The sequence below is a fragment of the Gilvimarinus sp. 1_MG-2023 genome (genome assembly GCF_030548285.1).
On the sequence record NZ_JAUOSC010000002.1, the window covers coordinates 353,079 to 378,342 of the forward strand.

23 protein-coding genes are annotated in these 25,264 nt (G+C 49.9%); 5 read left to right on the forward strand and 18 right to left on the reverse strand.

Annotation, left to right across the window (positions count from 1 at the left end):
• Positions 1-2: 2 nt before the first annotated feature.
• The 8 genes from Q4563_RS04335 to Q4563_RS04370 form a co-directional block, all read right to left on the reverse strand.
• Positions 3-674 (reverse strand): ATP-binding cassette domain-containing protein, encoded by a 672-nt coding sequence (locus Q4563_RS04335; protein ID WP_303603720.1) that lies wholly within the window; start codon positions 672-674, stop codon positions 3-5.
• Positions 667-2,319, reverse strand: coding sequence for a hypothetical protein (locus Q4563_RS04340; protein ID WP_303603721.1), 1,653 nt, complete (start codon positions 2,317-2,319; stop codon positions 667-669). Before Q4563_RS04340 ends, Q4563_RS04335 begins: the two co-directional genes overlap by 8 nt.
• Positions 2,316-3,461 (reverse strand): ABC transporter substrate-binding protein, encoded by a 1,146-nt coding sequence (locus Q4563_RS04345; RefSeq protein ID WP_303603722.1) that lies wholly within the window; start codon positions 3,459-3,461, stop codon positions 2,316-2,318. The genes Q4563_RS04340 and Q4563_RS04345 overlap by 4 nt, the downstream gene beginning before the upstream one ends.
• Positions 3,430-5,742: a TonB-dependent receptor gene (locus tag Q4563_RS04350; RefSeq protein ID WP_303603723.1), complete on the reverse strand. Its 2,313-nt coding sequence runs from the start codon at positions 5,740-5,742 to the stop codon at positions 3,430-3,432. The genes Q4563_RS04345 and Q4563_RS04350 overlap by 32 nt, the downstream gene beginning before the upstream one ends.
• 86 nt (positions 5,743-5,828) lie before the next feature.
• Complete coding sequence (locus Q4563_RS04355) at positions 5,829-6,632, reverse strand: DUF547 domain-containing protein (protein ID WP_303603724.1); 804 nt, start codon at positions 6,630-6,632, stop codon at positions 5,829-5,831.
• Entirely contained in the window at positions 6,629-8,791 is a 2,163-nt protein-coding gene (locus Q4563_RS04360) for an FAD-dependent oxidoreductase (protein ID WP_303603725.1), read from the reverse strand. Before Q4563_RS04360 ends, Q4563_RS04355 begins: the two co-directional genes overlap by 4 nt.
• A gap of 366 nt (positions 8,792-9,157) precedes the next feature.
• Entirely contained in the window at positions 9,158-9,571 is a 414-nt protein-coding gene (locus tag Q4563_RS04365; RefSeq protein ID WP_303603726.1) for a hypothetical protein, read from the reverse strand.
• A gap of 252 nt (positions 9,572-9,823) precedes the next feature.
• The gene (locus tag Q4563_RS04370; RefSeq protein ID WP_215975250.1) at positions 9,824-10,651 is read right to left on the reverse strand and encodes a sterol desaturase family protein; all 828 of its coding nucleotides are present in this window, start codon (positions 10,649-10,651) and stop codon (positions 9,824-9,826) included.
• Between the two features lie 495 nt (positions 10,652-11,146).
• Between Q4563_RS04370 and Q4563_RS04375 the strand changes: the two genes are divergently transcribed.
• Both Q4563_RS04375 and Q4563_RS04380 read left to right on the forward strand, forming a co-directional pair.
• Positions 11,147-11,626: a cold shock domain-containing protein gene (locus Q4563_RS04375; RefSeq protein WP_303603727.1), complete on the forward strand. Its 480-nt coding sequence runs from the start codon at positions 11,147-11,149 to the stop codon at positions 11,624-11,626.
• Between the two features lie 170 nt (positions 11,627-11,796).
• The gene (locus Q4563_RS04380; protein WP_303603728.1) at positions 11,797-13,194 is read left to right on the forward strand and encodes an SLC13 family permease; all 1,398 of its coding nucleotides are present in this window, start codon (positions 11,797-11,799) and stop codon (positions 13,192-13,194) included.
• Positions 13,195-13,299: 105 nt separating this feature from the next.
• On the opposite strand, the gene Q4563_RS04385 is transcribed toward Q4563_RS04380, so the two are convergent.
• Positions 13,300-13,704 (reverse strand): DUF1801 domain-containing protein, encoded by a 405-nt coding sequence (locus Q4563_RS04385; RefSeq protein ID WP_303603729.1) that lies wholly within the window; start codon positions 13,702-13,704, stop codon positions 13,300-13,302.
• 860 nt (positions 13,705-14,564) lie between these two features.
• Between Q4563_RS04385 and Q4563_RS04390 the strand changes: the two genes are divergently transcribed.
• On the forward strand, positions 14,565-15,506 hold the full coding sequence (locus Q4563_RS04390; protein WP_303603730.1) for a hypothetical protein: 942 nt from the start codon (positions 14,565-14,567) through the stop codon (positions 15,504-15,506).
• Positions 15,507-15,560: 54 nt separating this feature from the next.
• Positions 15,561-15,818 carry a tyrosine-type recombinase/integrase gene (locus tag Q4563_RS04395; protein WP_303603890.1) on the forward strand — a complete coding sequence of 86 codons (258 nt, stop codon included), beginning with the start codon at positions 15,561-15,563 and terminating at the stop codon, positions 15,816-15,818.
• A gap of 286 nt (positions 15,819-16,104) precedes the next feature.
• Here Q4563_RS04395 and Q4563_RS04400 read toward each other — a convergent pair whose 3' ends face one another.
• The 4 genes from Q4563_RS04400 to Q4563_RS04415 form a co-directional block, all read right to left on the reverse strand.
• Complete coding sequence (locus Q4563_RS04400; protein ID WP_303603731.1) at positions 16,105-16,731, reverse strand: FMN-binding negative transcriptional regulator; 627 nt, start codon at positions 16,729-16,731, stop codon at positions 16,105-16,107.
• 85 nt (positions 16,732-16,816) lie between these two features.
• Entirely contained in the window at positions 16,817-17,563 is a 747-nt protein-coding gene (locus tag Q4563_RS04405; protein WP_303603732.1) for a hypothetical protein, read from the reverse strand.
• A gap of 420 nt (positions 17,564-17,983) precedes the next feature.
• The gene (locus Q4563_RS04410; RefSeq protein WP_303603733.1) at positions 17,984-18,202 is read right to left on the reverse strand and encodes a hypothetical protein; all 219 of its coding nucleotides are present in this window, start codon (positions 18,200-18,202) and stop codon (positions 17,984-17,986) included.
• A 132-nt stretch (positions 18,203-18,334) separates the two neighbouring features.
• Positions 18,335-19,261, reverse strand: a complete 927-nt coding sequence (locus Q4563_RS04415; protein WP_303603734.1) for a hypothetical protein — start codon at positions 19,259-19,261, stop codon at positions 18,335-18,337.
• Between the two features lie 369 nt (positions 19,262-19,630).
• On the opposite strand from Q4563_RS04415, the gene Q4563_RS04420 reads away from it, so the two are divergent.
• On the forward strand, positions 19,631-20,593 hold the full coding sequence (locus Q4563_RS04420; protein WP_303603735.1) for an integron integrase: 963 nt from the start codon (positions 19,631-19,633) through the stop codon (positions 20,591-20,593).
• Positions 20,594-20,633: 40 nt separating this feature from the next.
• Here the strand turns inward: Q4563_RS04420 and parE are convergent, their stop codons facing one another.
• The 5 genes from parE to Q4563_RS04445 form a co-directional block, all read right to left on the reverse strand.
• Complete coding sequence (gene parE, locus Q4563_RS04425) at positions 20,634-22,523, reverse strand: DNA topoisomerase IV subunit B (protein WP_303603736.1); 1,890 nt, start codon at positions 22,521-22,523, stop codon at positions 20,634-20,636.
• A gap of 54 nt (positions 22,524-22,577) precedes the next feature.
• Positions 22,578-23,177, reverse strand: coding sequence for a YqiA/YcfP family alpha/beta fold hydrolase (locus Q4563_RS04430; RefSeq protein ID WP_303603737.1), 600 nt, complete (start codon positions 23,175-23,177; stop codon positions 22,578-22,580).
• Positions 23,178-23,181: 4 nt separating this feature from the next.
• Complete coding sequence (gene cpdA, locus Q4563_RS04435; protein ID WP_303603738.1) at positions 23,182-24,030, reverse strand: 3',5'-cyclic-AMP phosphodiesterase; 849 nt, start codon at positions 24,028-24,030, stop codon at positions 23,182-23,184.
• 136 nt (positions 24,031-24,166) lie between these two features.
• The gene (locus Q4563_RS04440; RefSeq protein WP_303603739.1) at positions 24,167-24,538 is read right to left on the reverse strand and encodes a DUF1249 domain-containing protein; all 372 of its coding nucleotides are present in this window, start codon (positions 24,536-24,538) and stop codon (positions 24,167-24,169) included.
• Positions 24,539-24,625: 87 nt separating this feature from the next.
• A complete protein-coding gene (locus tag Q4563_RS04445) occupies positions 24,626-25,264 on the reverse strand; it encodes an NUDIX domain-containing protein (protein WP_215977981.1) in 639 nt (212 codons plus the stop codon).

Sequence of the window (25,264 nt, forward strand, 5' to 3'; positions counted from 1 at the left end):
GGTTACTCCTGTAATACGTTTGCGGCAGCATTGTCGATACTTAATAGCGGCCCGCGTTGTTCTGGCAGCGTTGGGCGATCGTGCAAATCGTGGCTCACCATGAGCGCGGGGATTTGCCACTGGGCAATTTGCTCAAATGTCCACTGCCGTACGTCTTCTCGCCGGTGCTGATCGAGCGCAGCAAAGGGCTCATCCAACAGCAACGCTTTAGGTTCATTGATAAGCGCACGCAACAACGCAATGCGCGCTTGCTCGCCGCCGCTAAGTGTGGCGGGCATGGCTTTGCGTTTGTCGGCCAGCCCCACCGCCACCAGCAATGTTTCTAACCGCTCGGCCCGCGCAGCGCGCGACTGGTATGGCGCACGCCGAGGTAAAGCAAACAATAAATTTTGCTCGACCGACAAATGCGGAAACAACAGCGCCGACTGAAACAACATGCCAATGCGCCGCTCGCTAACGCTCTGTTGCGTGATACTCTCATTGTTTAATCGAGCGCTGCCGGTGATATCAAACACCGACGGTGCTTGACCGAGCAGCCACAACAGCAAGGTTGATTTACCGCTCCCGCTGGGGCCCATAATCATGCCAACCTTACCCGGTGCTACGCAGCATTCGGGCACCTCAAGCAGCGTCTGCCCCGCTTGGGCTATGCGTACCTGCTGCAACTCAAGCATTCTGTCTCCTTGTTACCAGGGCCAAATAAAGCGCCACGGCCAGCAGTGCGGCCAAAGGTAAAATAAATTGCCATAAGGCATAAAAACTCAGCAATTGCCGATCGCCGCCACTACTCACATTGACCGCCTCGGTGGTTAACGTGACCACTCGCCCCGCGCCCAACAACTGAGTGGGTACGTACTGCGCCACACTGACCGAAAACGCAATCACCCAACCGTAGAGAATGGGTCTGCGCAACATCGGCAATAACAATCTCAGCCAACAGCCCAACGGCGAATACCCCAGCGACTGGCCCACCAACAACCAGCGCCGATCATAACGTTGGTAATCCCCCGCCACCACCAAATAGGCGTAGGGAAATGCAAACACACAGTGGGCCCAAAACACCCAACCCAGGTGCGGCGCCAGCTGGAACATACTCGCGCCGTATTGCCAAGCCATCACCAGTGGCAACTGCGGGGCCAGCAGCACTAACAGCATAGGCCACTGGGGCCAACGACGGCGGCTAGTATGCTGTGCTTCCAGGCAGGCTAGCGCCGCCACGAGCGCAATGGTGGCGCTGGCGGCGGCCAACTTGAGAGTAGTCCAAATCATCGGTTGCACATACAGCCATTCGCGCTGCCATAAATCAGCATTAATTGCGCTGGGTAATACGCGAGGATAAAACCAACCCGAGGCCAGCGACCAAACGGCCAGCGACACTAACACCCCAATCGACAGCACCACCATCATTGGTAGCCAAAGCCGCGCTACGTGCATAGCCGTGCCACCGAGCACGTGCAGCACCTTAGGCATTGCCCGCCCACTACGCCAGACCCAGGTTAACGCCCACGCATAAAGCGGCTGATGTAAACGATTAAGGCCCAACAGACAGAGCGTAATCCCCAGCAATAAAGCCGAGCCAAGCAGGGCGTTAACGCCCGCATAAGGCGCGAAGTCTCGCTGCCACGCCAGTACCTCTTGCGCTAACACGCCGGGTAAATTGGGCCCAATCAACAAAGGGATATCGACCACAGAGACGGTATAAACCATCACCGCGGCCATGGGCAATGTTAAGCGGCGCAAAAGCTCCGGCACGATAAGCTGCCACCAACTGGCGGTAGCCGAATACCCCAATGAACAGCCCACCTGGCGGTATCGGGCAATAGGCAACTGGGCGCATGCGCTGTAAATCATCAGCAATAAAAACGGTACTTCTTTTAGTATTAGTACCACCAACAAGGTCGTAAAAGACCGCTCGGGCAGCAGCGCCACCTCGGGCGGCACTGCAAATGCGCCACTCACACTGTGCAGTGCCCGCACCAACCAGCCACTGGGGCTAAACAAAAAAACGATGCCCACCGCAAACGCTAAATGCGGAATCGACAACAGTGGTGACAACCACACGGACATTTTATGAGAGGTGCGTGCACTAAACGCCAGCGCCATGTAACACGCTAAAAGCGGCGCAACAATCGCCAGAGCCACTGAATAAACCGTGGCGGGCACAAGCCCTGGGGCATTGCTAAACCTGAGTAATTCTGCGGCGGTTACCGCCCCCAATTGTTGACCAAAGCTCAGCAGCGCCACACCCAAAGGAATGACAATAAGCACCAGCACGCTAACGACTGCAGCGGGGGTAAACAGACGCGCTGAGTTGTTCACCGCTGGTATCTCTGTAACCAGCGTTGCTCAAGTGCGTTTTGCCAACTGGCATGGAGCTCGGTCGCGCTCGGCAACAGCGTACCGCCCTCGGGTAAGTCCACAACGGCAGGATCACCCCAGTACGCGGTATCAGCTTTGCGCTGCTGCGCTTTCTCAGAGATTAAAAAATTAATGGCAACTTTTGCCGCCGCCGAATGCGAGGCGTTGCGAGGAATGGCCAAATAATGGCTATTGGTAATCGCCCCGACCGAAAAATAATGTTGCTGCACATTTGTCGGCAACCGGCTGGCCTCGACTTTGGCGGCGAGCTCTTGCGGATTAAAACTAAACGCCACCGAGAGTTTGGCATCGGCCAACCACTGCAGTTGCTGCGCTGAGCTTTGCGCAAAGACGGTGCCCTCCTCCCACAACATTGGATGCAGCTTATCCAGGTATTGCCACAGCACCGGTAACAACTGTGCCATGGCGGCCTCGGAGGCAGGTTGATACAAGCGCGGATCGCTGTCGGTTAAATCCAGCAACAACGATTTTAAAAGTGTTGTGCCAATAAAATCCGGCGGCTTGGGGTAACTTAATTTGCCGGGGTTTTGCTTGGCAAAGTCCAATAGTTGTGCGGCATTTATGGCGGCATCGGCAAAGCTGTTATCGCGGGCGATAAGATTAAACTGACCAATTCCCCAAGGCACCTCCAGGCCATCGACCGGCACGCCGAAATCGCTTGCCAGTGGCAGTTTATCGTGCAGTAAATCGGCGCTATTGGGTACGTCTGTTAACACATCGGGCAGCAGGAGGTTGTCGCGCTTTAGCACGTGAAAGTTCTCGCCATTGACCCACAAAAGATCAATGGCACCGCCATCAAGACGGCCAGCCTGTGCATCGACTTGCAAGCGTTGCACAGCTTGAGCGATATCGGGCACTTTAACGTGCTTTAGCCGAACGCCGTAGCGGCGATTTAATTCGCCGTCGACCCAGCGCAAATAACGGTTAACATCGTCAGAGCCGCCCCATGCGTAAAAGTACACCGTGTCGCCACGGGCCTCGGCCTGTACCTCAGACCAATCGGCGGCGGTGCAGGTATTTGCCAGCAGCCACAACGCCGGCAATAAACGCTTAAAAATACTGGTTAAATTGAATTTGTACATAACGCGGCAATTCCGGAAAGACCAAAGAAGAGCCAAAATACCCGCCCTCAAATACCGGTGTCCAGTTTTCTTCGTTGGTCAGATTAAACACATCTAAGCGAATACGGCTGGCACCTTGGTTAAACTCATAGGCTAGGTTGGCATTAATGGTGAACTGCTCGCCCACCTCGACAGTTTGCAAGTAGTCCAGCGGGTATTCACCGGTTACCACCGTCGAGCCACCCACAGACCAGTTATCAGTCAGCGAATAACCGCCAGACGCTGACACACTCCACTCTGGCAATCCCTGTAAACGCTGATTAGAGGCCTCAAACGTCGTGAAATTAGGCGCACCAACCCCAGTACCTGCAATAATATCGGGCCGTGAGTCATCAAAAATATCGGCCACTTGGCCGGAGACCTGAAACGCCGCCGAGTGATCAAATTGTGCTTCCAGCCAATTGGCGCCCATGCTTGCCCAGGCATTATCAGAGCGGTAAAAAACTTGCGCTTCCAAGCCGCGAGTAGCAATCCCACTGTTGCTGCCATCGCGATTGCGCAAACTGCGGGTTTGCTCAAAGGCGGCGACATCGGCGTACCACGGCGAGCCGGCGGGCGCGTACTTCACCCCTAGCTCGTACAGTGTGTTTTCGGTAGCAAAGTTGAGCGAATCAATTTGGTTTTGTGCTCCCAACACCGTGCCACCCGCCATACTATTAGAGGTAGACTCGCTGTAGCTGCCGGTGGCATACAAGGTTACCGACTCGCTGGGGCGATAGTGCAATGTCGCCTCACCCGCCTTTAGAAAATCGTTATGAGTATCGCGGCCAGGCGTTACGCCTGCGGGGGCAATCGGATCGCGTGCGGCCACATCGTACCAGTCGCCACGCGCGCCCAAAGTTAACTGCAAGTGCTCACTGAGTGGCTGTCTGTGCTGAATAAACACACCCGTTTGCACACTGGTGGAGTCTGTTGTGTCAGACAGATTGAAATCTCCAGCCCCGTCATCATTAAGGTCATATTGACCGCCCGGCGAGACAAACACACCGGGGCGCAGTTGCACTAACCGCGCTTGTTGTTCGGCGGTTAATGGAATTTCGCGATTACTCAGGGGGCCGGTCAAGTCGGTAGGTGAATCGGCCTCGGTGCTAAATTGGCTGTAACCCAAGACATCGTTGTAACGCACGGCGGCGCCAACAATGGTGTTATTAATGTGCAACTCCAGGCGGTTATCAAACGTATCAGCGCCATCAATAATTTCAACAAAGCTGTTTTGCGCAATCTCTTCGCGCTCAAGATGCTCGTAGTAAGTTCGGTTTACCAATCGGACTGAGTCGGCAAGATCAACCGAAATAACCGAGTGCAGAAGTGCAGTCTCGGCGCCATTAATATCGTCGGGGTGAGTCATGACCCTATTGCGGGGGATTTTTATTTCACCGGTGGGGCTAACTACCGACAGGGCCGCCGGCACGGTCGAGCCGCCAGGTTGTACTCCTTGGCCCTGCACATAAAAGCCGTTATCAATCAGGTTTTGCGTAGGTCGGTTAATGCCCGCGTTATCGGTCCAATCAACATCGTAGTATTCAAATGAGAGATTCCACTCGATGTTATCGGAGGGCAGCAGACGATAAGAAGCAAACAGGTTGGTGCTATCTAAGCCCGCGTAGTCGTAAAAACTGCCTTCATCTTTAACCTCTACACTAATACGCGCGCCTTGACGCTCGGGCTCGATCACCCAAGCGTAATCCAGTTGGCCTCCGTATTGATCCCACTCGCCGGCAGTGAGGCTAAGCCGCCCTTCTGGAGCATTTAAATTGGAGCGTTTGGGTGTAATATTAACGAATCCACCCGTGCGTTGCGTGGTTCCCAGTATGACCGATGGCGTACCGCGTACGATATCAATTTGCCCCACCGAGTTAAACGACAGCGGCAGGCCCAACCCGTTGTTGCCCGCCTGCCGGCGTAACCCTGATGAGAACAACTCCCCCAGCTGGCCGCGCAAAGTCGGTAAGCTGGGGGCACCAAAACCCTTGGCTTGAAAGGTATTGGGGGCGACCCTTTGCAACTGCTGCAAGTCGTCGATAGCAGCCTCATTGAGCAGTCCTTCGGTTATCGGGGTGACCGACCGACCAATATCGGCAATGGTTTGCCCTAGCCCAAAGGCATTGTCGACGTCCTCACTGCGCACATTACCCATACCGCTAAGGGCTTCGCCCACCACCAATACGCTTTCGATACGGTCCACTTGGGCGTGGGTGGACAGGCTCGCCATCAGTACCGCACTAGCACATAAAGTGGGCACAGGTGTCCTTGATACTTTTTGTAATAAACTAAGAAGTTTCATTCCGTTAGACTCGTTCTATACAAACTCCCTAGGGAGTTTAGTTATTATTTTTCAGCGGAGCTGTTCAAACTCCAGTCGTAGGGTAAAAATGTATACTTGGCTTGGGCGTAGCTCAGTTGCTCTCGCTGAGGCTGGGTCAGTGACATCGCATCAGCGTAGCGCAAAAAGAAATCACGCAGGTTATTAAAACCCAACCAGCCTTGCTCAAAATCTTGCCGATACCATTTAAAAATCGCCGAGACTTGAAACTCGCCATCACGGTAGCGATTGCGCGTTGTATCGCGCAAAAACCGCTTAGTGCTATCCTCTAACTGTTGCTTTAATTGATCGGCCGTAAAAGGCTCGGGCCGCAACGCTGGGCAACCTATAGAGGCACAGTTAACCGCAAAGTGAATGCGCGGCTCGTTATAGCGGTTTGGCGCCCGGATAATTTCGTGCTCAAGCTCATCCAAACTCATGTCTTTGCCCAGCAGGATAAAAAACGATTGCTTCCAGGGGCTTTGCCAAAAGCTGCCGATGTCTTTAATAGACGCTAGCGGGTAGTGTTCGACAATCAGCTGTAACGTGTAAGCATTGTAGGCGTTAATTAAAAATGCCAACTGTTGATTTTTAGTCCAGCCATCAAAAGTATCTCGCTTAACCCCAGAGAGTTGCTCGGCATATTGCTCTAGCGTTTTGGGGTTACTTTTTAGCAGCGCGTAGTTAACCTCGGAGGCCACACCGTCACGAGTCCAACCAACGTTTTCTTTGAGCACATCAGCATAAACTGAATGCTGATGGTCAAAGTCTGCCGCGATGACAACATGGCTACCGAACAAAAAGATTAAAAACAACAACACGGTTTTCATTTTTTGGCGCCGCCTCGCTTCCATGTGTGATATTTTTCCAGCCATTTTAAAACCGTCTCGGGCTTGTGCGCTTTTTTCCATTCGCCCGCCGTGTATTTATTGGCCTCGGATAACGTAGGGTAGGTATGGATCGTACCCAAAATTTTGTTTAAGCCAAGGCCGTGGCGCATGGCAAGTACAAACTCGGTTAGTAGGTTACTGGCCTCAGCGCCGACAATCACCGCGCCCAAAATTTTGTCTTTGCCTTTGGGTGTTATCACTTTGATAAAGCCGGTTGTCGCGCTATCAGCAATGGCGCGATCCAGCTCGTCTAACTCAAAGCGGGCAATCTCATAATCAATGCCTTGCTCGATTGCCTCAGTTTCACTAATACCTACGCGGGCCACCTCTGGGTCAACAAAGGTTGCCCAGGGAATAACGCGATAATCCACTTTAAAGCGCTTAAACTGCCCAAATAGGGCATTAACCGCCGCATACCACGCCATATGAGCGGCGGTATGAGTGAACTGGTAAGGGCCAGCTACATCGCCGGCAGCGTAAATATTGGGGTAAAGCGTCTCCAGGTATTCGTTGGTAATCACTGTGCGTTCGGTGCGGATGCCTAAGGTCTCTAAGCCGTAGCCGGTTAAGCGCGCCTTGCGCCCGACGGCCACCAACAATTGATCAAACGGCAAACGTTTTTCTAAGCCTTGGTGTTTTACCACTAAGAATTTTTCGTCACCTTCGCGCTCACAGCGCAGGGCTTCGTGCTCGGTTAACACCGAGACGCCATCGGCCGCCATAGCCTGGCGCGCCAACTCGGAAACCTCTTTATCTTCTTTGGCCATAATACGTTCGCCCCGCTCAACTTGGCTCACTTGAGAGCCTAAACGGGCAAACGCATGAGAGAGCTCCGAACCGATAGGCCCGCCACCCAACACAATCAAGCGTTTAGGCGGCGTATCAAGTTCGGCAAAACGATCCCACAGTGTATCGCTGGTGACGTAGTCAGAATCCTCCAACCCTGGCAACTCGGGAATAAGCGGCTGCGCCCCAGCGGCAATGACGATGCTGCGAGTCGTGAGGCGCTGAGTACCGCCATCGTTAAGGGCGATATCCACCGTCCAGGGATCAACAATAGTGGCATAGCCCTGTACTACATCGACCCCAAGGCTGGTGTAGCGCTCGACGCTATCGTGCGGCTCTACTTCTTTAATCACTCGATGCACGCGATCCATCACCGCGCGAAAACTAAATTCAGGCTGCGTAGCGGTCAAGCCGTATTCATTGGCGTGACTCATTTGGTGGGCAACTTTGGCGCTTTTAATCAGTGCTTTACTGGGAACACAACCATAGTTCAGACAATCGCCGCCCATTTTGTGTGCCTCGACCAGGGTAACCTTAGCCTTAACGGTTGCCGCAATATAAGCCGACACTAAGCCGCCAGCACCACCACCGATAACCACTAAGTTGCGGTCAAATTTCGTGGGCTTTTGCCAGCCTTTGTACACGCGCTTACGCTGCACAAAGCGCACGATGGCTTTGGCAACCCAAGGGAATACTCCCAGCAAAACAAAAGACAATATCAAGGCGGGGGAAAAGATTCCGCCCACGCTTTCAATCTCGGCCAATTGCGTACCCGCGTTTACATAAACAATGGTGCCGCCCAGCATGCCCAACTGGCTCACCCAGTAAAAAGTCCACACGTTTAATCGGGTGAGCCCCATGACCAAGTTGATAATAAAAAACGGAAATACCGGCACCAAACGCAGGGTAAACAAGTAAAAGGCGCCTTCGCGATCCACGCCTCGGTTAATGGCCTTAAGCCGGTCGCCAAACCGGTTTTCTACCGAGTTTCGCAACACAAAGCGCGCGGCCAAAAATGCCAGTGTAGCGCCAATACTAGAGGCAAAAGAGACCAACAACAGCCCTTGAGCCAAACCAAACAAAGCACCGCCGGCCAACGTCATGATGGCAGCACCGGGGAGCGATAGTGCCGTTACCAGCACATAAACGGCAAAAAACACCAACGGCACCGCTAGAGGGTAGGCCTCAAGCCATTGGTCAAATTGAGCCTGACTGTTTTTAAGTTGCTCTAAGGTCAGATAGTCGTTCAGACCCAAAGCAAAAAAGGTGGCAAATAGTGCAGCGATAATCGCCACGATTAATACACGCTTCATACAAGATCCCATTAATGCGTACTTTAGCCCAACCGGGCATATCAGCTTTATGTATATACATAGGCGTTCGAGCTGCCGTTTTGTTACAAACTTTTTTCTAAAATAGTTACTCGGCTCAATTATTTCACTGTACTCACTCATCGCCCGCACTAAAGCTCGCGCCTACAGGCAGGGCCGGCTCGGAAAGCCTGCTAAAGACGTATAACGTAATATTAGTTGAGTCGGAGGCGACTCGCTCGAATCGGTCGTGAACCCGATACTTAGATAGCCGCAATAGTGGCGCTACGGAAAAAGACAGGGCGGTAAGGACAGCGCCAGCTTGCATAAATACAAACTGGCGTCGTTACTCAAATAGACAAATCAGACTTACCGGCCAGAACCCGACCGTGTGATTGTCCAGCGTGTGTCTAAATCACGCAGTAGATATAACGCAAAGCAAGCTGCAAGCATGGGCCAAGCGGCAAAAAACAGTAGGTGCGCAAACGGATCAAGGTATTGCTTATAAGCCGAGAAAGTCGACAAACCGTGCAAGACTAAAACAAAGCCATACGTCCAACGCTTCCACATACCGGCAACAAAAGCCAAAATCAAAACCATTTCTACCGCCGCCAACACGTAGACGATCTCAGTTCCAAATCCGCTCAAGCCATAAAACTTATCCAGGATACGGGCGGCATGACCTGGGTTAACAAACTTATCGATTGTCCACATAAACATGACAACAAAAACACCCAGCCGCAATAGCAGCAGAGACCACGTTAAACGCGTATTAGGTAGCATATAGAGCTCCGATTAGTAAATTGACTACATTGTCATATTCAAACCCGCCGGCAACCCGCGGGAACACTTATGTAAGTGACGATATACGGCTCTGGGGCGAAAGGCACAGAGATGACCCCACTACGGCGACCATTATATCGGCTGCAGTGACAATACATGAGCGATCACTCAAATACAATAGCAATCATAAAAAGCCAGGCAACAATCAAGACTGGTGCAGCCCCTACACGGAGAATGCGAAAGAAAAGCGCCTCAAACGTCCTGATCATTCAGGTGCGATGGCGGTGGAGAGACAAAAGGCTGTACCAGCAGCTTATCGAGCCGTAAACAACGAGGCTCGCGGAACGCATTGATGCCAATAATCATCCCCCTCTGGCCGGCAGCAGGCTGGCGGCGATAGGTAGCAAAAAGCCGGTCCCACCACGGTAGGTTAAACCCAAAGTTGCTATCGGTTTCAGCGCGCACCACCGAGTGGTGCACGCGGTGCATATCAGGGGTTACCACCAGCCATCGCAAATACCGATCCAATCGCCCAGGCAAGCTCACATTACTGTGGTTAAACATTGCGGTAGCACTTAACACAACTTCAAACACCAACACGGCTACCGCCGGAGCGCCCAACAGAATCACAACGGCGACCTTTAACAGCATAGACAACATAATCTCAAACGGGTGAAAGCGCAGGCCCGTCGTTACATCAAACTCCAAATCGGTATGATGCATACGGTGCAGCCGCCACAACCAAGGCACCTTGTGAAAGGCCCGGTGCTGAAAATAAATCACCGCATCCAACACTACAAAACATACAAGCCCCGCCAGCCACCGGGGTATCGCAATACTATTGAAAATCCCCCAGCCCCGATCGGCCGCCAAGTACGCAGCCCCCACCGCAGCCAAAGGAAATACCAAACGCAACAATAGCGTTCCCACCACCACAACCATCAGGTTATGCGGCCAACGCTGCCAGCGACCTACACTCTGCGGCCTAAAACCCGCAAACGTCTCCCACAGCGCCATCACCATCAGCACCGCTAAAAACACTGTGCCACGTATCAACGCTTCATGAGTCATAACGCCCATCAATCACCCTACTCTTTAACGGCTGTAAACCCATCGCTTTACTCAACGTTAGGCCTTTACACTACGATAGCCTATATCACGCAAACGTCCGATTGATTCATCCAATGGAGTTTGACCCATCAACAGCGGTAAAGTTCGTTATAGCCTGACGATCAAGTGCAATCGAAGCTGGTTACTCAATTAAGATAAGCAGTCCACTATAGGTGCAGGTTACTGGCGGAGTCAGTGGTCATTTAATTCAAGCGCACACCTTGGCAGTCTAGAGCTAGTCGCAGCGACTGAGCACTATAAGAGCCTTTATAGCCCCCAACCCCTTCTAAATTTCAATCCGTTACGAACACACCAAACCTCACAACCACTTATTCAGCATGTTGATATTCGTAATTAAATGGTATATTTCAGATCTTAAATAGGCACCCCAGAGAATGCAGGGTAATCAATTTTATCAGGGCTGCTGAGCAACTGAACCACTAAACGAATTACGAGAACTAACACATGGAAGGTAAGATTGTTCGCTGGAATGATAACCGTGGCTTTGGCTTTATTGAGTCAAAAAGCATTAAAAACGATATATTTGCGCACATCTCAGATTTTAAGCCCGGCTATCGTAGACCATTGAATGGTGATTCAGTCTCGTTTCAAATAAAAACTGAGAAAGGCAAAAGAAAAGCTGTATCAATTTCACTGGTTGATGTTCCACCATACCGCTCAAATCAGCGTTCGTTCTTATCAACCATAATCATTTTTTCCATATGTGCTGCGATTGCTTTTGCAATCTATACTCATTTTATCAAGCTGCAACCAACTCCGGCTTACGAAGATATGGGGTTCAAATGCCAAGGCAAAACGCACTGTAGCCAGATGACATCTTGCAATGAAGCAAGATTTTACTTAGCCAATTGCCCAAATACTCAGATAGACGGCAATAACGACGGTCAACCCTGCGAGAGACAGCACTGCAAAAGTATTTGGTAATTTAACATGGAAGCCTCTGAGCTGAAGTACTTAACTCAACCTGCATCAACAAGTAAAAACCGCCACTATAAGCTCAGTCAAAGCGTCCTGATTATCTTTGTTTTTCTTGAATATCTTTAATGGTTGCGCCAAAGTGTCATCAGTGAATATGACTTGGATGACTCATAAACATGAACCATAAAACTATCACTGCCATATTAGGGATTGCAGTGTTTACTGCCACTATAGTACTCCCGGCACCGGCGCAACTCGATCAGCACGCCTGGTGGACCGCAGGCCTTGCGATGATGATGGCACTGTTTTGGATTGGCGAAGTCCTGCCCTTGGCGATTACGGCGTTGCTGCCGTTAATTATTGCCCCAATACTGGGGCTGACAGATCTTAAATCCGTGGGAGCCAATTACGGTCACCCGCTGATTTTTTTGTTTCTCGGTGGCTTTGTACTCGGCTTATCCATGGAGCGCTGGTCACTTCACCGGCGTATCGCACTGGGGCTGACCGTGCTTTTTGGTGGCGGAATGCGTCGCCAGTTAGCGACGTTCATGGGCGCCACTGCATTTCTCAGCATGTGGGTAAGCAACACCGCAACGGCAATTATGATGCTACCCATCGCACTGTCTATATTGTCACTCAATACTGACCCGTCGAACTCGCGGCAAGATCGCCCTCTATTATTGGGCATCGCCTACAGTGCCAGCATTGGTGGCATCGCGACATTAATTGGCACACCACCCAATGCTTTAATGGCGGCTTATTTGGCGGATGTACACAATATACATTTGAGCTTTGTCGGCTGGATGGCAATGACTGTTCCTTTAAGCGCCGCGCTGTTGTTGGCAGCTTGGTTATGGCTGAGTCGTCAGCTTCCACGCGGTGACGGTTCGATACAACTAGAGGCACTGCGCCAACAATGGCAGGCACTGGGGCCAATGACTCCAATGCAATGGCGCGTGGCACTGGTGTTTATTATTACCGCCGGGCTGTGGATTACCCGCCCCCTGTTTGAAAACGCCCTGCCAGATATCAGCCTTTCCGACACGAGTATTGCACTGATAGCAGCCGTTGCCTTACACACCATTCCAGCCGCTGATGGCAAAGGCTCACGTTTAATGGACTGGGATCATACGCGCCGCTTGCCGTGGGGAGTATTATTGCTGTTTGGCGGTGGCTTGGCACTGGCTCACTTAATGACTGTTAGCGGTTTGGCAGAAACACTTGCCCAAACACTACAAGGGCTTGGCTCGTGGCCTTTGCTGGCACTGATTTTTGCGGTGGTGGGTGTCATAATGTTTTTGACAGAAGTAACCAGTAATACGGCAACGGCAGCGGCTTTTTTGCCTTTAATTGGCTCCTTGGCCGTGGCGGTGGGCGCACCGCCCGAAGCTTTGGTTGTTCCCGCCGCGTTAGCAGCCAGCTGTGCATTTATGTTGCCCGTGGCCACCCCGCCAAACGCCATTGTATTCGGCGCCGAACGATTAACCGTGGGTGAAATGGCCCGCACCGGTTTTGTCATTAACGTACTGGCTTGGCTCGGTATCGGGGTATTGGGCTGGGTACTAATTTGGTAATCGTTATGATTAAAAGCAAGTCAATCACGGAGAAATCACTGCGGAAAACCCGGAATACCCACACATTGGCTGACACATGAATTCCATTATTTACTTGTTATATGTTTATGCACCGAGCAGAACTAGGTGCTTAATTTGTTTATAACGTAGTGACATTGACAAGCAATGCGCCAGCTCTTTATAAGGTATAACCTGATTTCTTTTAAGTACAATTGCACGATTACCCTCATATGTAAATGTATCACCATAAATTTCTTTAAACGTTTCTATTAGTGATGTTTTACAGTTGAAATAAATACAAAACTGTTCAGGATACTTATCTTTCCAGTCAATTCTAATGGTGCTTCCTATTTTAGAAACATAACTAGGCTCACCCCATTTTAAGGTTTCTGTTATATCGGTAATACCATCTTGCATCGCAACACTAAAAATAAGATCGCGCACTGTGTTGAGTGAAATAAAAATATCTGCAGGATAGGTACTAAATTTTTTCTTTACGCTTGTATCCATTCAATCACCTAAACTCGAAAAACATATAACGTTTAGATAAGTATCCCCGTCGGCCCAAAAAATGCATCTTGTAACTTATTAAGCACGTATCCGGCAAATTTGTACCGATCGGGATGTCCTCATCGTCTTGCGTTATAACCCCCGCACCGAAAGTGGACGCCGGTTTCTTATTGATGAAAATTTCTTTTAGCGCCTGATTATTACAAAAACTATGCCTCCACTTCGCAACGTATTCCGCATATAGAACAAGAAAGTACCACATCTTTTACGATCGAGCCATTGCAACCTGACGATGTGCCTTTTAGGTAGCTATAGACCAGTAAGCGGCGGCGCTTTGTCGTGGGAGCATACGGGCCAGAGTACCGAAACGTGTGCAGGACTAAGTGTGCCAAGTGATCGAGCAGGGACAGACATCTAAAACGTGCCCCCACATACTTGCCAGTGAGAGTTTTCCAGTATGTTGGTGCCCAATATTTCCTAAAACACCAATTAAAATAGATTAAATTTTTATGAAAGATGTTATTAGGTGTCAAGCGGAGGCCTAGTGCAACCTTATCGACGCTTCTGAAATACTAGGTTCATCACTATTGGGATAATATATCTGCGACATCTAACAAATTACCCAAAAGGGGATATGAAATTCATATTGGTTGAAAATATCCTAAACGATTGCTACTTACAGCCCTAAACTCCTTAACTACCCACGGCGCATTCGCCAAAAAATTCACGAAATATAGGACACCACTGCAGTCATGCACCTCCACCGTAAACACAAAAAAGGAGTTAGAGTTGCTATGTTGCAGGTTGAACTACGAAACGTTTTTGGATCAGAGCTGCCCTAATTTTTAAGGAGAATTGGTATGAAATATAAATTATTGGGCGGCGGCGTACTTGTTGGAGCCGTTTTCATGCTTTGTGTATGGTTTTTTGCCGGGCAAGGTTTTTCCCCTGAGAGCCTTAATCCAGAGCCAATTAGTAGTACAGACTTAATTAAAGGCGAGCCAAAAATCGATCGATCAACTAGCATTATTGTCGATATGACACCTCGCACGGCGAAAGCAACGCCTAAATCATCGAGTGCTGACGATATTTTTAGCGAAAAAATGGACTATCAAGAGAACTGGTGTAACGAACTTCAGCTAACTGAGTCAGGAAAGAATCAAGCTGCAGATGAGCATAACCAATGGCTTCGAGAACACGGCCACCTTTTAGAGGAGCTGGAGGCGTACAAGAGTTACTCCATAGATACTTTAAAAAAGCTGGGTCAATCCGGTGATACAACAGCCCTTTCAGCCTTAGCGGAAGAGGGGAAAAAACAAGTAAGACTGGAGGCTTCCTATGAGGCTGCAATTTATGGGCTTACTGGTCGCGCCCTAATGCCTATATTGGTCGACTATGAGTATCAGGCGAAAACTCTTAAAAAGAGTGGTGATCTCGACTCAGCAAAAGACATATGGCTCAACTCACTAGCTTGGCAAGAATACGCGGCTATGAGAGGAGATTATATCCATGTAAAAGGTACTGTAGCACGGCTAATGAAAGGACGTACGGTCATGGCGCTAGCCCCCGGTGATGAAAACATTATCTCAGCCCGTGCGAAAACGATATACGATAATTTAAACAAGGAGCGCGTCAAAAGAAGACTACCTCGGTTTGAGGACAACCCGCCTAAGATTGTCGATAGCATCAATAACCTAATCGTTGCCTCGATGAGGTCTCGGGGTTGGTCTGGCTGGGGCTCCCAATTTGTGGCTGATAGCGATTGTGTACAGAAAAATATTCTGTACTTATCCTCACATTAGCACCATATATCGAAAAGAAACGGGAAACGAGGACACCCACTTACTGATAGCCATATTTGCTGGCATCATCTACACGGAACAACCTTTGCCAAAAACTTACACAAAGCCGTTAAAGCCAGTGGAGTCCATAAACGAGTCACCGCACATACTTTTCGGCATTCATTCGCGATAAACTTACTGCTTAACGGTAGCGATTTGCGCACAGTACAGAAATTGCTCGGCCATTCTGACTTGAGGATAACGGAGCTCTACACCCACGTTATTGGCCAGCGTCGTGCTGGCACTCGTAGTCCTGTCGATGACTTATTTTAAATAATCGCATATTTTTTCAAACTTATGCGCGGATATATAATCAATGTAAATTCGCTCAATAGCTTGAAAAAAAATCCTCTGTAGGCCCCTAAAGCCGTCCCGCTCAACATAACATTGAACAACTTATACCACATAAGTTTGAACAAATTTCGCAGTTTTTGTATAGACCATCGAAATACTGTCTTTTGACATTGGCAGTCGACTCGGGCTGAATATTTAACGCCGGGCTTTGCGGCGGTTTTGGAGGAGCGGAGCGACGGAGAAACCGTCCGGCAACAGCCATTTGTTAGCTGATGAACTTAGCCATGGCACGGTTGTGCGCTCCCTCTCCGGCGTCGAGCCCGGCCTTAACACCGGCCCGGTTTTTTTCTGGCTGGTTCTGACTCGCTTTTAGCTTACCCGTCAGCGTCTCAATTTTGATCTCTACACCAACGATAGCCTTTACCAAACGTTCGGTGAAATCCGTTGGCGCGTCATCAACAGACCAAGGTTTGGCCATGCCTGACTCATGTTTGTCTGTAAGTTGGTGAAGATGAAGTTTCAGCCAGTTCGGATCCTCGATAACGCGAGCGCTCCCTTCTGCATGGACAGCCAGGTAGTTCCATGTGGGAACAACCCGCCCCGTTTCTGCCTTGGTTTCGTACCACGAGGGTGAAATATAGGCATCAGGCCCCTGAAAAACCGCAAGAACCCGAGCTCCATCATGCAGACGTTGCCAGACCGGATTGTTTCGAGCCAAGTGACACTGAAGCTGCCCCAAAGTGCCGCCTTGCTCAGAGTTCAGCTGAAAGGGGACATGATTCGCTTCAATTCCATCATCATCCGCAACCACTAACAGTCCGAAGCTGTAGTCACGAATATACTGCTGAAGCTTGCCTACGTCGTCTTCCTTGAAGTGGCTCGGCACATACATACTGTGAAACTCCTTGGTAAAGGGCTCGCCCAGCTAACGCCCGCCTCAAGTGCGCGGGCTTGCCGCGTCGCATTGAAGGCGTTTGTTAGGAGACATTGGTACGCTCCTTCAGGTTTACAAAGCTACCATCTCCGTCGAACAAAAACGTTGCTGAACCATCCCTGAGTTTCGCCTGAAAATCTGATTCGTCAATGACGCCTTTCATAGATTGGTATAGTAACATTTCCATAAGACTTCCTAGAATTTTTGGTTCAAAATCATCAAATTGAGGGTGAGAATCTCTGCTGGTGCAGGCTACACCGATTGTTTCAGGGCCAAACATATTAGGAAAGGAGGCGTAGCTAGGAGGATTCTTGTGGTGCAGGCTACAGCAAGCAAAGTTCGCGACCAACTCGCGAAATTGCGCAAAACCAAGCGGGCCGGTGATCTTGTCTAAGATGCGCCTGTCCATCTGGTCAAGCACGGCACCGCCATCGCCAATAACGGCGATAACCCCAACTTCTCCAATCCTAATCCCTATTGTTCGAGCAACCGTTAGATCGATAAAGTCAAACGGCTCTCTCTCATTTTCTTTGAATATAGGAATAATCGCCAATGAGCCCAGTGTATCGGGTTGAACACTAGCTCTTACGTATGGGGATCTAGCTAAGCAATAAATATGGTGCAAATCGCCCCAATCATACTCAAGTTCTTCTGCTATTGATCCGGCTGCTATTCTTAGATCCCTCTCATGGGCCAAGGAAAGATCTTTGTAATGGGATTTAATGAAAAGAAAAGACACCCAAGCAAACAGCTTCAGTTTTCCATTGGGGCTAAGAAGAAACTTTTCCATCGAATAGAATCCGGACACAAAAGCTTCACTGATGGGGCCCTCTAATTCCAATCCCATTAATGCGTTGCAACTGGAGCAACAGGGAACGACGTACTGTCCGTAGCGGTGTAGTGTGCTATTGGGAAGAGTAATGTTTTGATTGTGTAGATTTAATGCTCTAAGAATCCAGTCGGGAATAATGTGCTCTCGGGACGAAAGATCTGTATTTTCATCGGCACATACTAGACAGCACTTCCCAGAACATACTAGGTCTCGAAATCTATCGACACTTACAAATGCAAGTCGACCATCATCAAACCTTATAGATTTGTCTTCAAGAGTATGCACAATACTTAAGTGGCTCCTAACGCCTGCCAGCAATGGCGAGTTTACGAGTCCAGCCAGCTTGCTGGCGAATTGGCTGGCTTTGTTATGCAGTTATTAAAGATCTTCGGTTAAAATCACAGGCACTTCTTTTGTTTTCTGAAATTTCTGCGCTAATTTCCCAAGTATTCGATCTGGGTTCATCCTATGTATACCATCGCTAAGTAACGCTTTAGCATCCACTTTATATTCTCCACACAAGCGACATTTGAGATGCACATAATCACCGAGAGGCTTAATCTCTTTCGCTTCATTTTTACAAATGTAGCATTTCACTCAACCTCTCCCGCTGCATAACGCCAAGTTAACCTGCCGGAGTGGAGTCGTTTGATTTTTGTGGCAGCGTAGCGACAAGCCACAAAAACAAACGACGCAGCGGAGGTCAGGTTGAACTTTTTGTTATGTGAATTACTCACGTAGTTTGCAATAATTTTGTACGCCGCCAGATGCGACCTTCCACTGATTCTGTTTAGGTTCACTGTCAGCAGACACTAATGAATACTCTATTGTGGCCTGCCCACAAACTATCTCCGGGTCTTCTGATCTTCTACAAAGCCCATAATTTCCATTTTTGTCAGAGACCCAATAATCCTTGTACCTCGTGATTCGTGGCTTGGGTATACTCTTGTACATCGAGCCATCTTCTAGAAGTGAGATTAGCTCCATAGAATTTCTTGGCGGCTTGTTAATAGCTTCCCAGCGACGAGCATTACCAAGCTCGCCACATCCGTCCGGTAGACTATTTTGTTTCCATGTAATAGCATCTAAAGCAATAGAATCTGGCTTCACATCTAGCTTTCGATATTCTTTAAATTCACCTAGCTCTTTAAAATCATCTACAGCGTATAAAACTAAACCGGTTCGAGTGCAGATGTTGGTCGTATATACGATTTCCTCATCGGCCAATTCATCAATAGACTTGTGATTCCTAATTTTTTTTCTATCTCCAATAACGCTAAGGGAGGCAGCATTTGGCGCTCCATCTATTTGATTGTTCTTCCAGTTTTCTGCTTTTCTACCGAAACCGTAAACTATTAGGTTAGTCCCCGGCTTTAAAAAATCACGAAAAAAACCTCCACAGCTAGAACCTTCCACATTAGTGTGCATGGTAAATTCACTGCTAATATCACCTTTCCATACCCTAGCAACATCGAATTCCAATAGAATCCTAGGTTCCCATTCCTCTTTAGAGTCCATGAGTGTGTAGTTCTTCACTATGCCTGCAAAAACCACATCTGAGGAGTCCTTTGCTTCGTCCACGCTTATAGGAGCACATGTACACGCCCAAGTCTGATAGGAAACTAACAATCCAAATATTGAAAATAATTTAAACATATTTTTTCTCTTTACCAGAATTAGCTCGAACTTACATAACAGTGTATTAGGCAGAATTTCGTTTATACAACACTAAAACCCACCGTTTTTCTCCGCTTATTTGCAAAAAATCATATCAAGTTCAACAGGTTAGCGCATCTTTTTCTGTGTTTTGTCACTGTGAAAACAAAGCCATTGTGTTTAACGAGACCCTTACGAGGTCTTCTATGCACCCATGAAGACACAAAATATACATATATATCAGAGTGTTAGCGTCTAGTTTATAGAGAAAAAAAGACTAATGAATTTGTTACTCATAGGACCCTTCCCTTGAATTTACTCATATTTCCATTATAACTGTTTATACATACAGCACTTAGGGAGTTGTTTGTGAAACCTTCACCTTTCATTGAGCGGGTCCGGTCCGAGCTTCGTACTCGCCATTATAGTTTACGCACAGAAAAGACCTATCTTTACTGGATTCGTCATTTCATCTTGTTTAATGATAAACGACACCCCGAGGTGTTAGGGAACGCTGAAATTGAAGGGTTTCTGAGCTACCTCGCGGTTTATCGCAAGGTCAGTGCTGCGACTCAGAATCAAGCACTCTGCGCAATTGTCTTTTTATATAGGTACATAATCGAACGGGAAATAGAAGACTTGCAATACGGTTTCGCCAAGCGCCCCAAAAATGTCCCGACGGTACTGGCTCCTGCGGAGATATCCGCCATATTAAATCAGCTCAGAGGAAAGTATTGGCTTATTACGGCATTACTCTATGGTTGTGGTTTTCGTATTCACGAAGCTTTGTCATTACGCATTAAGGACATTGACCTTCAGAATAGATCTATCTACATTTTCAGAGGAAAGGGAGCCAAAGACCGATATACGTTGTTGCCAGCGGCACTTATCTCCCCAATTCAACAACAAATGGCAGAGGCACAACAAATTCATCAAACCGATCTGGCTGAAGGGTATGGATCTACCTCGATTGCTCCGGCCCTGCACCGAAAATATGGTAAGTCGTTAACTGATTTTGCCTGGCAATACTTGTTTCCCTCTACAACTCGCTGTCAACATCCCTATGATGGCTATATTTGTCGGCATCATCTTCATGGAACAGCCTTTGCCAAAAACTTACGCAAAGCCGTTAAAGCCAGTGGGGTCCATAAACGAGTCACCGCACATACTTTTCGGCATTCATTCGCGACAAACTTACTGCTTAACGGTAGCGATATCCGTACAGTACAGGAATTACTCGGCCATTCTGATTTGAGGACAACTGAGATCTACACTCACGTTATTGGCCAGCGTCGTGCTGGCACTCGTAGTCCTGTCGATGACTTATTTTAAACAATCGCATATTTTTTCAAACTTATGCGAGGATATACAATCAAACCACCACTTCCGCCAAATCGCCTTTTTCTTCCAGCCAGCTTTTACGATCGGCGGCGCGTTTTTTGGCCAGTAGCATGTCCATTATTTGATTGGTGTCGTCACCGTCTTCGACGCGCAGCTGTACCAATCGGCGTGTGTCTTTGGCCATGGTAGTTTCGCGCAGTTGCAGTGGGTTCATTTCGCCCAGACCTTTAAAGCGCTGTACGCCAACTTTGCCTTTTTTCTTCTCCGCTTCGATGCGATCCAAAATGCCGGCTTTTTCACTATCGTCTAGCGCGTAGTAAACTTCTTTGCCCACGTCGATGCGGTACAGCGGCGGCATGGCAACATAGACATGGCCCGCCGCTACCAAGGGGCGAAAATGACGCACAAACAGGGCGCACAGAAGGGTGGCGATGTGCAGGCCATCGGAGTCGGCGTCGGCAAGAATACACACTTTGTGGTAACGCAAGCCTTCCAACACATCAGTCGCGGGGTCGATACCGAGAGCAACTGAAATATCGTGCACTTCCTGGTTGGAGAAGATTTCGCTGGAGTCCACCTCCCAAGTGTTTAGAATTTTACCACGCAGCGGCATAATGGCTTGACACTCTCGATCGCGCGCCTGCTTGGCAGAGCCACCGGCCGAGTCCCCTTCCACCAAAAACAATTCGCTGTTGCTCGGGTCGCTGCTGGAGCAATCGGCCAACTTGCCCGGCAAGGCGGGACCTTGGGTGATTTTTTTGCGGGCGACTTTTTTCGAAGAGCGCACGCGCTTTTGCGCATTGTAAATGCACAAGTCGGCGATTTTGTCGCCCTCTTCGGTGTGCTGGTTTAGCCATAATGCAAAAGCATCTTTGGCCACACCGGAGACAAACGCCGCCGCCTCGCGCGAACTTAAACGCTCTTTGGTTTGGCCGGAGAATTGCGGGTCGGCCAGTTTGGAAGACAACACATAACTGCAGTTGCTCCAAATATCTTCCGGCGCCAGCTTAACGCCGCGCGGCAATAAATTGCGAAACTCGCAGTAATCGCGCAGTGCGTCCAGCAGGCCGGTGCGCAGACCATTGACGTGGGTGCCACCCTGAGCGGTCGGGATTAAGTTAACGTAGCTCTCTTGGGTCAGCTCACCGCCTTCGGGTTGCCACTGTATCGCCCAACTGGCCGCTTCGGTTGAGCCTGAAAACTCGCCCACAAACGGCTCGCTGGGCAACACCTCAAAGCCTTGGGTGTTGCCACTTAAATAATCGCGCAAACCATCTTCATAGTACCAGGTGTCTTTTTCGCCGGAGGTTTCATCGTTAAACAACACGGTTAAACCGGGGCAGAGCACCGCTTTGGCTCGCAACACATGGCGCAAGCGGCTGACGGAAAATTTAGCCGAATCGAAATAGCTGGCATTGGGCACAAAGCGCACACTGGTGCCGGTATTGCGCTTGCCGCAGGTGTCGATCACGGTTAGTTCGGATGTCTTCTCGCCGTTGGAAAAGACAATCTGGTGCACCTGTCCATCGCGCCGAATAGTCACCTCTAACAAGTCCGACAAGGCGTTCACTACAGACACACCCACACCGTGCAAGCCGCCGGAGAACTGGTAGTTTTTATTGGAGAATTTACCGCCGGCGTGCAGGGTAGAAAGTATAACCTCGACACCGGGCTTGCCCTGTTCGGGGTGAATATCCACAGGCATACCGCGGCCGTCGTCACTCACGGTAACCGAGTGATTTTTGTGCAGAGTTACTGTGAGTGTTTTAGCGTGACCGGCCAGCGCCTCGTCCACGCTATTGTCGATCACCTCTTGCGCTAAATGGTTGGGGCGGGTGGTTTCGGTGTACATGCCCGGGCGTTTTTTAACGGGGTCCAGCCCGGTGAGGACTTCAATATCTTCTGCGGAATAGTTGGCCATGAGTGGTATCTATCACTTCTGTTATTGCTAGGGCTTAGGCAAAGCGCTGTGCGATTACTCTGCGCGCGGGTTTGCTTCAAACGCCTGAAAAAATTCTATTACGTCGGGAAGGTGTCGCTCAAAGTCGACAAAGCTATGGTCCCCACCCGACTCTACCAGCTGTTGGCAGCCCTGATACGCATTGACTGCCTGACGATAATCCAGTGTTTCATCACCGGTTTGTACCATCAGCCAGAAATTGTCGTGGCGGGTTATAGGAGTAACATCCACCGCTTTTATCTCATCAATATGGGCGGCCGTTAGGCGATAGCTATCATCGGTGTGATAGCTCTTCAGGTCAATACCTAAAAACTCGGGCATAAATTGCCAGGGGGCTACCGAGGGGTTAATCAACACGGCCGGGCGATTGTATTGCTCCGCCAGCCAAGTGGCCCAATAGCCACCCAGCGAGCTGCCCATCAGCCAAATAGGCTCGGGCTGCAAAAACTCCATCAGGGCTTTGAGTTCGTCGGCGGTGTGCGCCGGATAGGGTGTTAAATGTGGGCAGATAAAGCGGATTTCTGGCCGCTGCTGGGCCAGCCACTGTTTAACAACCTGCGCCTTGTGCGACAGTGGAGAACTTAAAAACCCGTGCAGATAAACCACGCAAGCCATACGCTTAATACCCGGCTGAGCGATAATCGATGACGTAGGCTTTATCGGTGACGCGCGAGATACCGGTTTCTATACGCCCGTCCGGATAAAGGTCGTACCAGCGGTAACCCGGCATAGCGGTATCGACGGTAAAGTCGTCACAGTCCGGCTTGAATTGCACACAGGTGGAGGGCGTCGCCAACAGCAGAGTTTCGCCCCGGCGCTGCTCGAACAACTGGTGCACATGCCCCCAGCTGATCGCTTTAACCTGTGGGTGTCTATCGGTAATGGCAAATAGGGCGTCGCTGTTGCGCACTATGTATTGATCAATCCATTCACTGCCGACAACAACGGGCTGATGATGCAGCATCACTATGGTGGGTGTGTTGCTGTGCTCGTTTAAGGTTTGGCTTAAAAAAGCCAGTTCGGCCCGGGACAGCTCGCCGTGGACAAAACCCGGCACGCTGGTGTCGAGCAATACCACCAACCAAGCGCCCAACATCATGGTGCGATGGGCCGGACGCTGCGGGTGATCGAGAGTAAACATCACATCCGCCAAATCGTGATTGCCCGGCAGCCACCCTTGCGAGCAAGAAAAACGGCTGTTGATTTGCTCAATATAGCGCTGGTAACAACTGGGGTTGGGAGCGCTGGCGATATCACCGGTACAGACCATTGCGTCTATATGAGACTGTTCGCGCTGAACGATATCCAGCACATCGTCCAGGCTCTGATCAGTATTTAGGCCCAAAAGGGTTTCCCCGTCTGCGCTGCCGAGATGGGTATCCGTAATTTGCACCAGACGCACTGGGCGATCATCGGTATGTGAGGTGCTGAGCTTACCCACCATTGAGCTTGAGCTTCCTTTTTTCAATCCTGTTTGCGGTATACGCTTTGGGTAACGATAAACGCTTACGGAAAAAGACGCCAGTAAATGGCCGGCTCAAATGCAAAAAGTATGATATTTAGCTCAAATTTGCGTCAATTTAACAGGGAAACACGGTGATTGTTCAGCGAACCGGCAGGGATATTTCGTGCAGAGAGTGGCCGTTAGCCAGGCAGTGACGCAGCCACTCCCCCAAAAAACGGTTAAATTGAGCCTTTTCATCGGCCTGATACATTTTGTGATTGGGGTAGCTGTATTTCACGTTTAAACGGCGGTGCTCTTCGCAGGCCAGCACCTCGGCCAGATGGGCATCATGGTATAGGCGCACGGTCAAACGCGGCGCGCGCAACCATTCGCTGTCATCGGCATCCTGGCGGAACACCTGCACCGTGGTGGTATAGCGCATGCGTTCGGTGATATGAATGCGAACTTCCCAACGCCCCTTGGCCCGCTCCACAGCGAACTCCCAGCTGTCGCGCACCTCAGATGCGGGCATCAGCTTTTGCAACAACCAATAATTAGCCTCACACTGCGCCATGTGCTGCGGGAAGTCGACTTTGTAGCGTTCTTTTACGGCGATGAGCTAACCCTCACAAGATTGAGTTAAGGAATCTCTGTTGTATTGTAACCATTGTAGGGTGATTAGGGCAGCAGGATTATTCCAACGGCCCGTGTAAAGCTGGGCAAAGACCTCGTCAGCCGCCAACACATGCATTTTGATGTCTTCGTTTTCTTCGGCCAAACCAAACAGGCCACCGCCACCGCTCAAGTCACACAGGCCGCAGTAAAGGTAGAGCTTTTCGTCACAGCCACCCGGGGTCGCCAGATAGTTACCGATATAGTGCAACTCCACCTGCTCAATACCGGCCTCTTCTACAAGCTCGCGCCGCGCAACCTCTTGCGGGGTTTCGCCCGCCTCAACCATGCCGGCCACCACTTCCAACAGCCAGGGGCCGGTGGCTTCGGCCATGGCGCCGATGCGAAATTGTTCCACCAGCGCCACCTGATCGAGCGCTGGGTCGTACAACAGCACCCCCACCGCTTGCTTGTGATGGATAAGCTCGCGGGTCAGGGGTTCGCACCACTGATTATCGCGAAACAACCGGTGACGCAGGGTGACTTTTTCGGCGTAGTAAAAACCCCGATACAGTGTTTTGCGCTCGATAACATCAACATCACTGAGGCCGAACTGGGTCGGAACTAACTCGGGGTTTTCACTCAT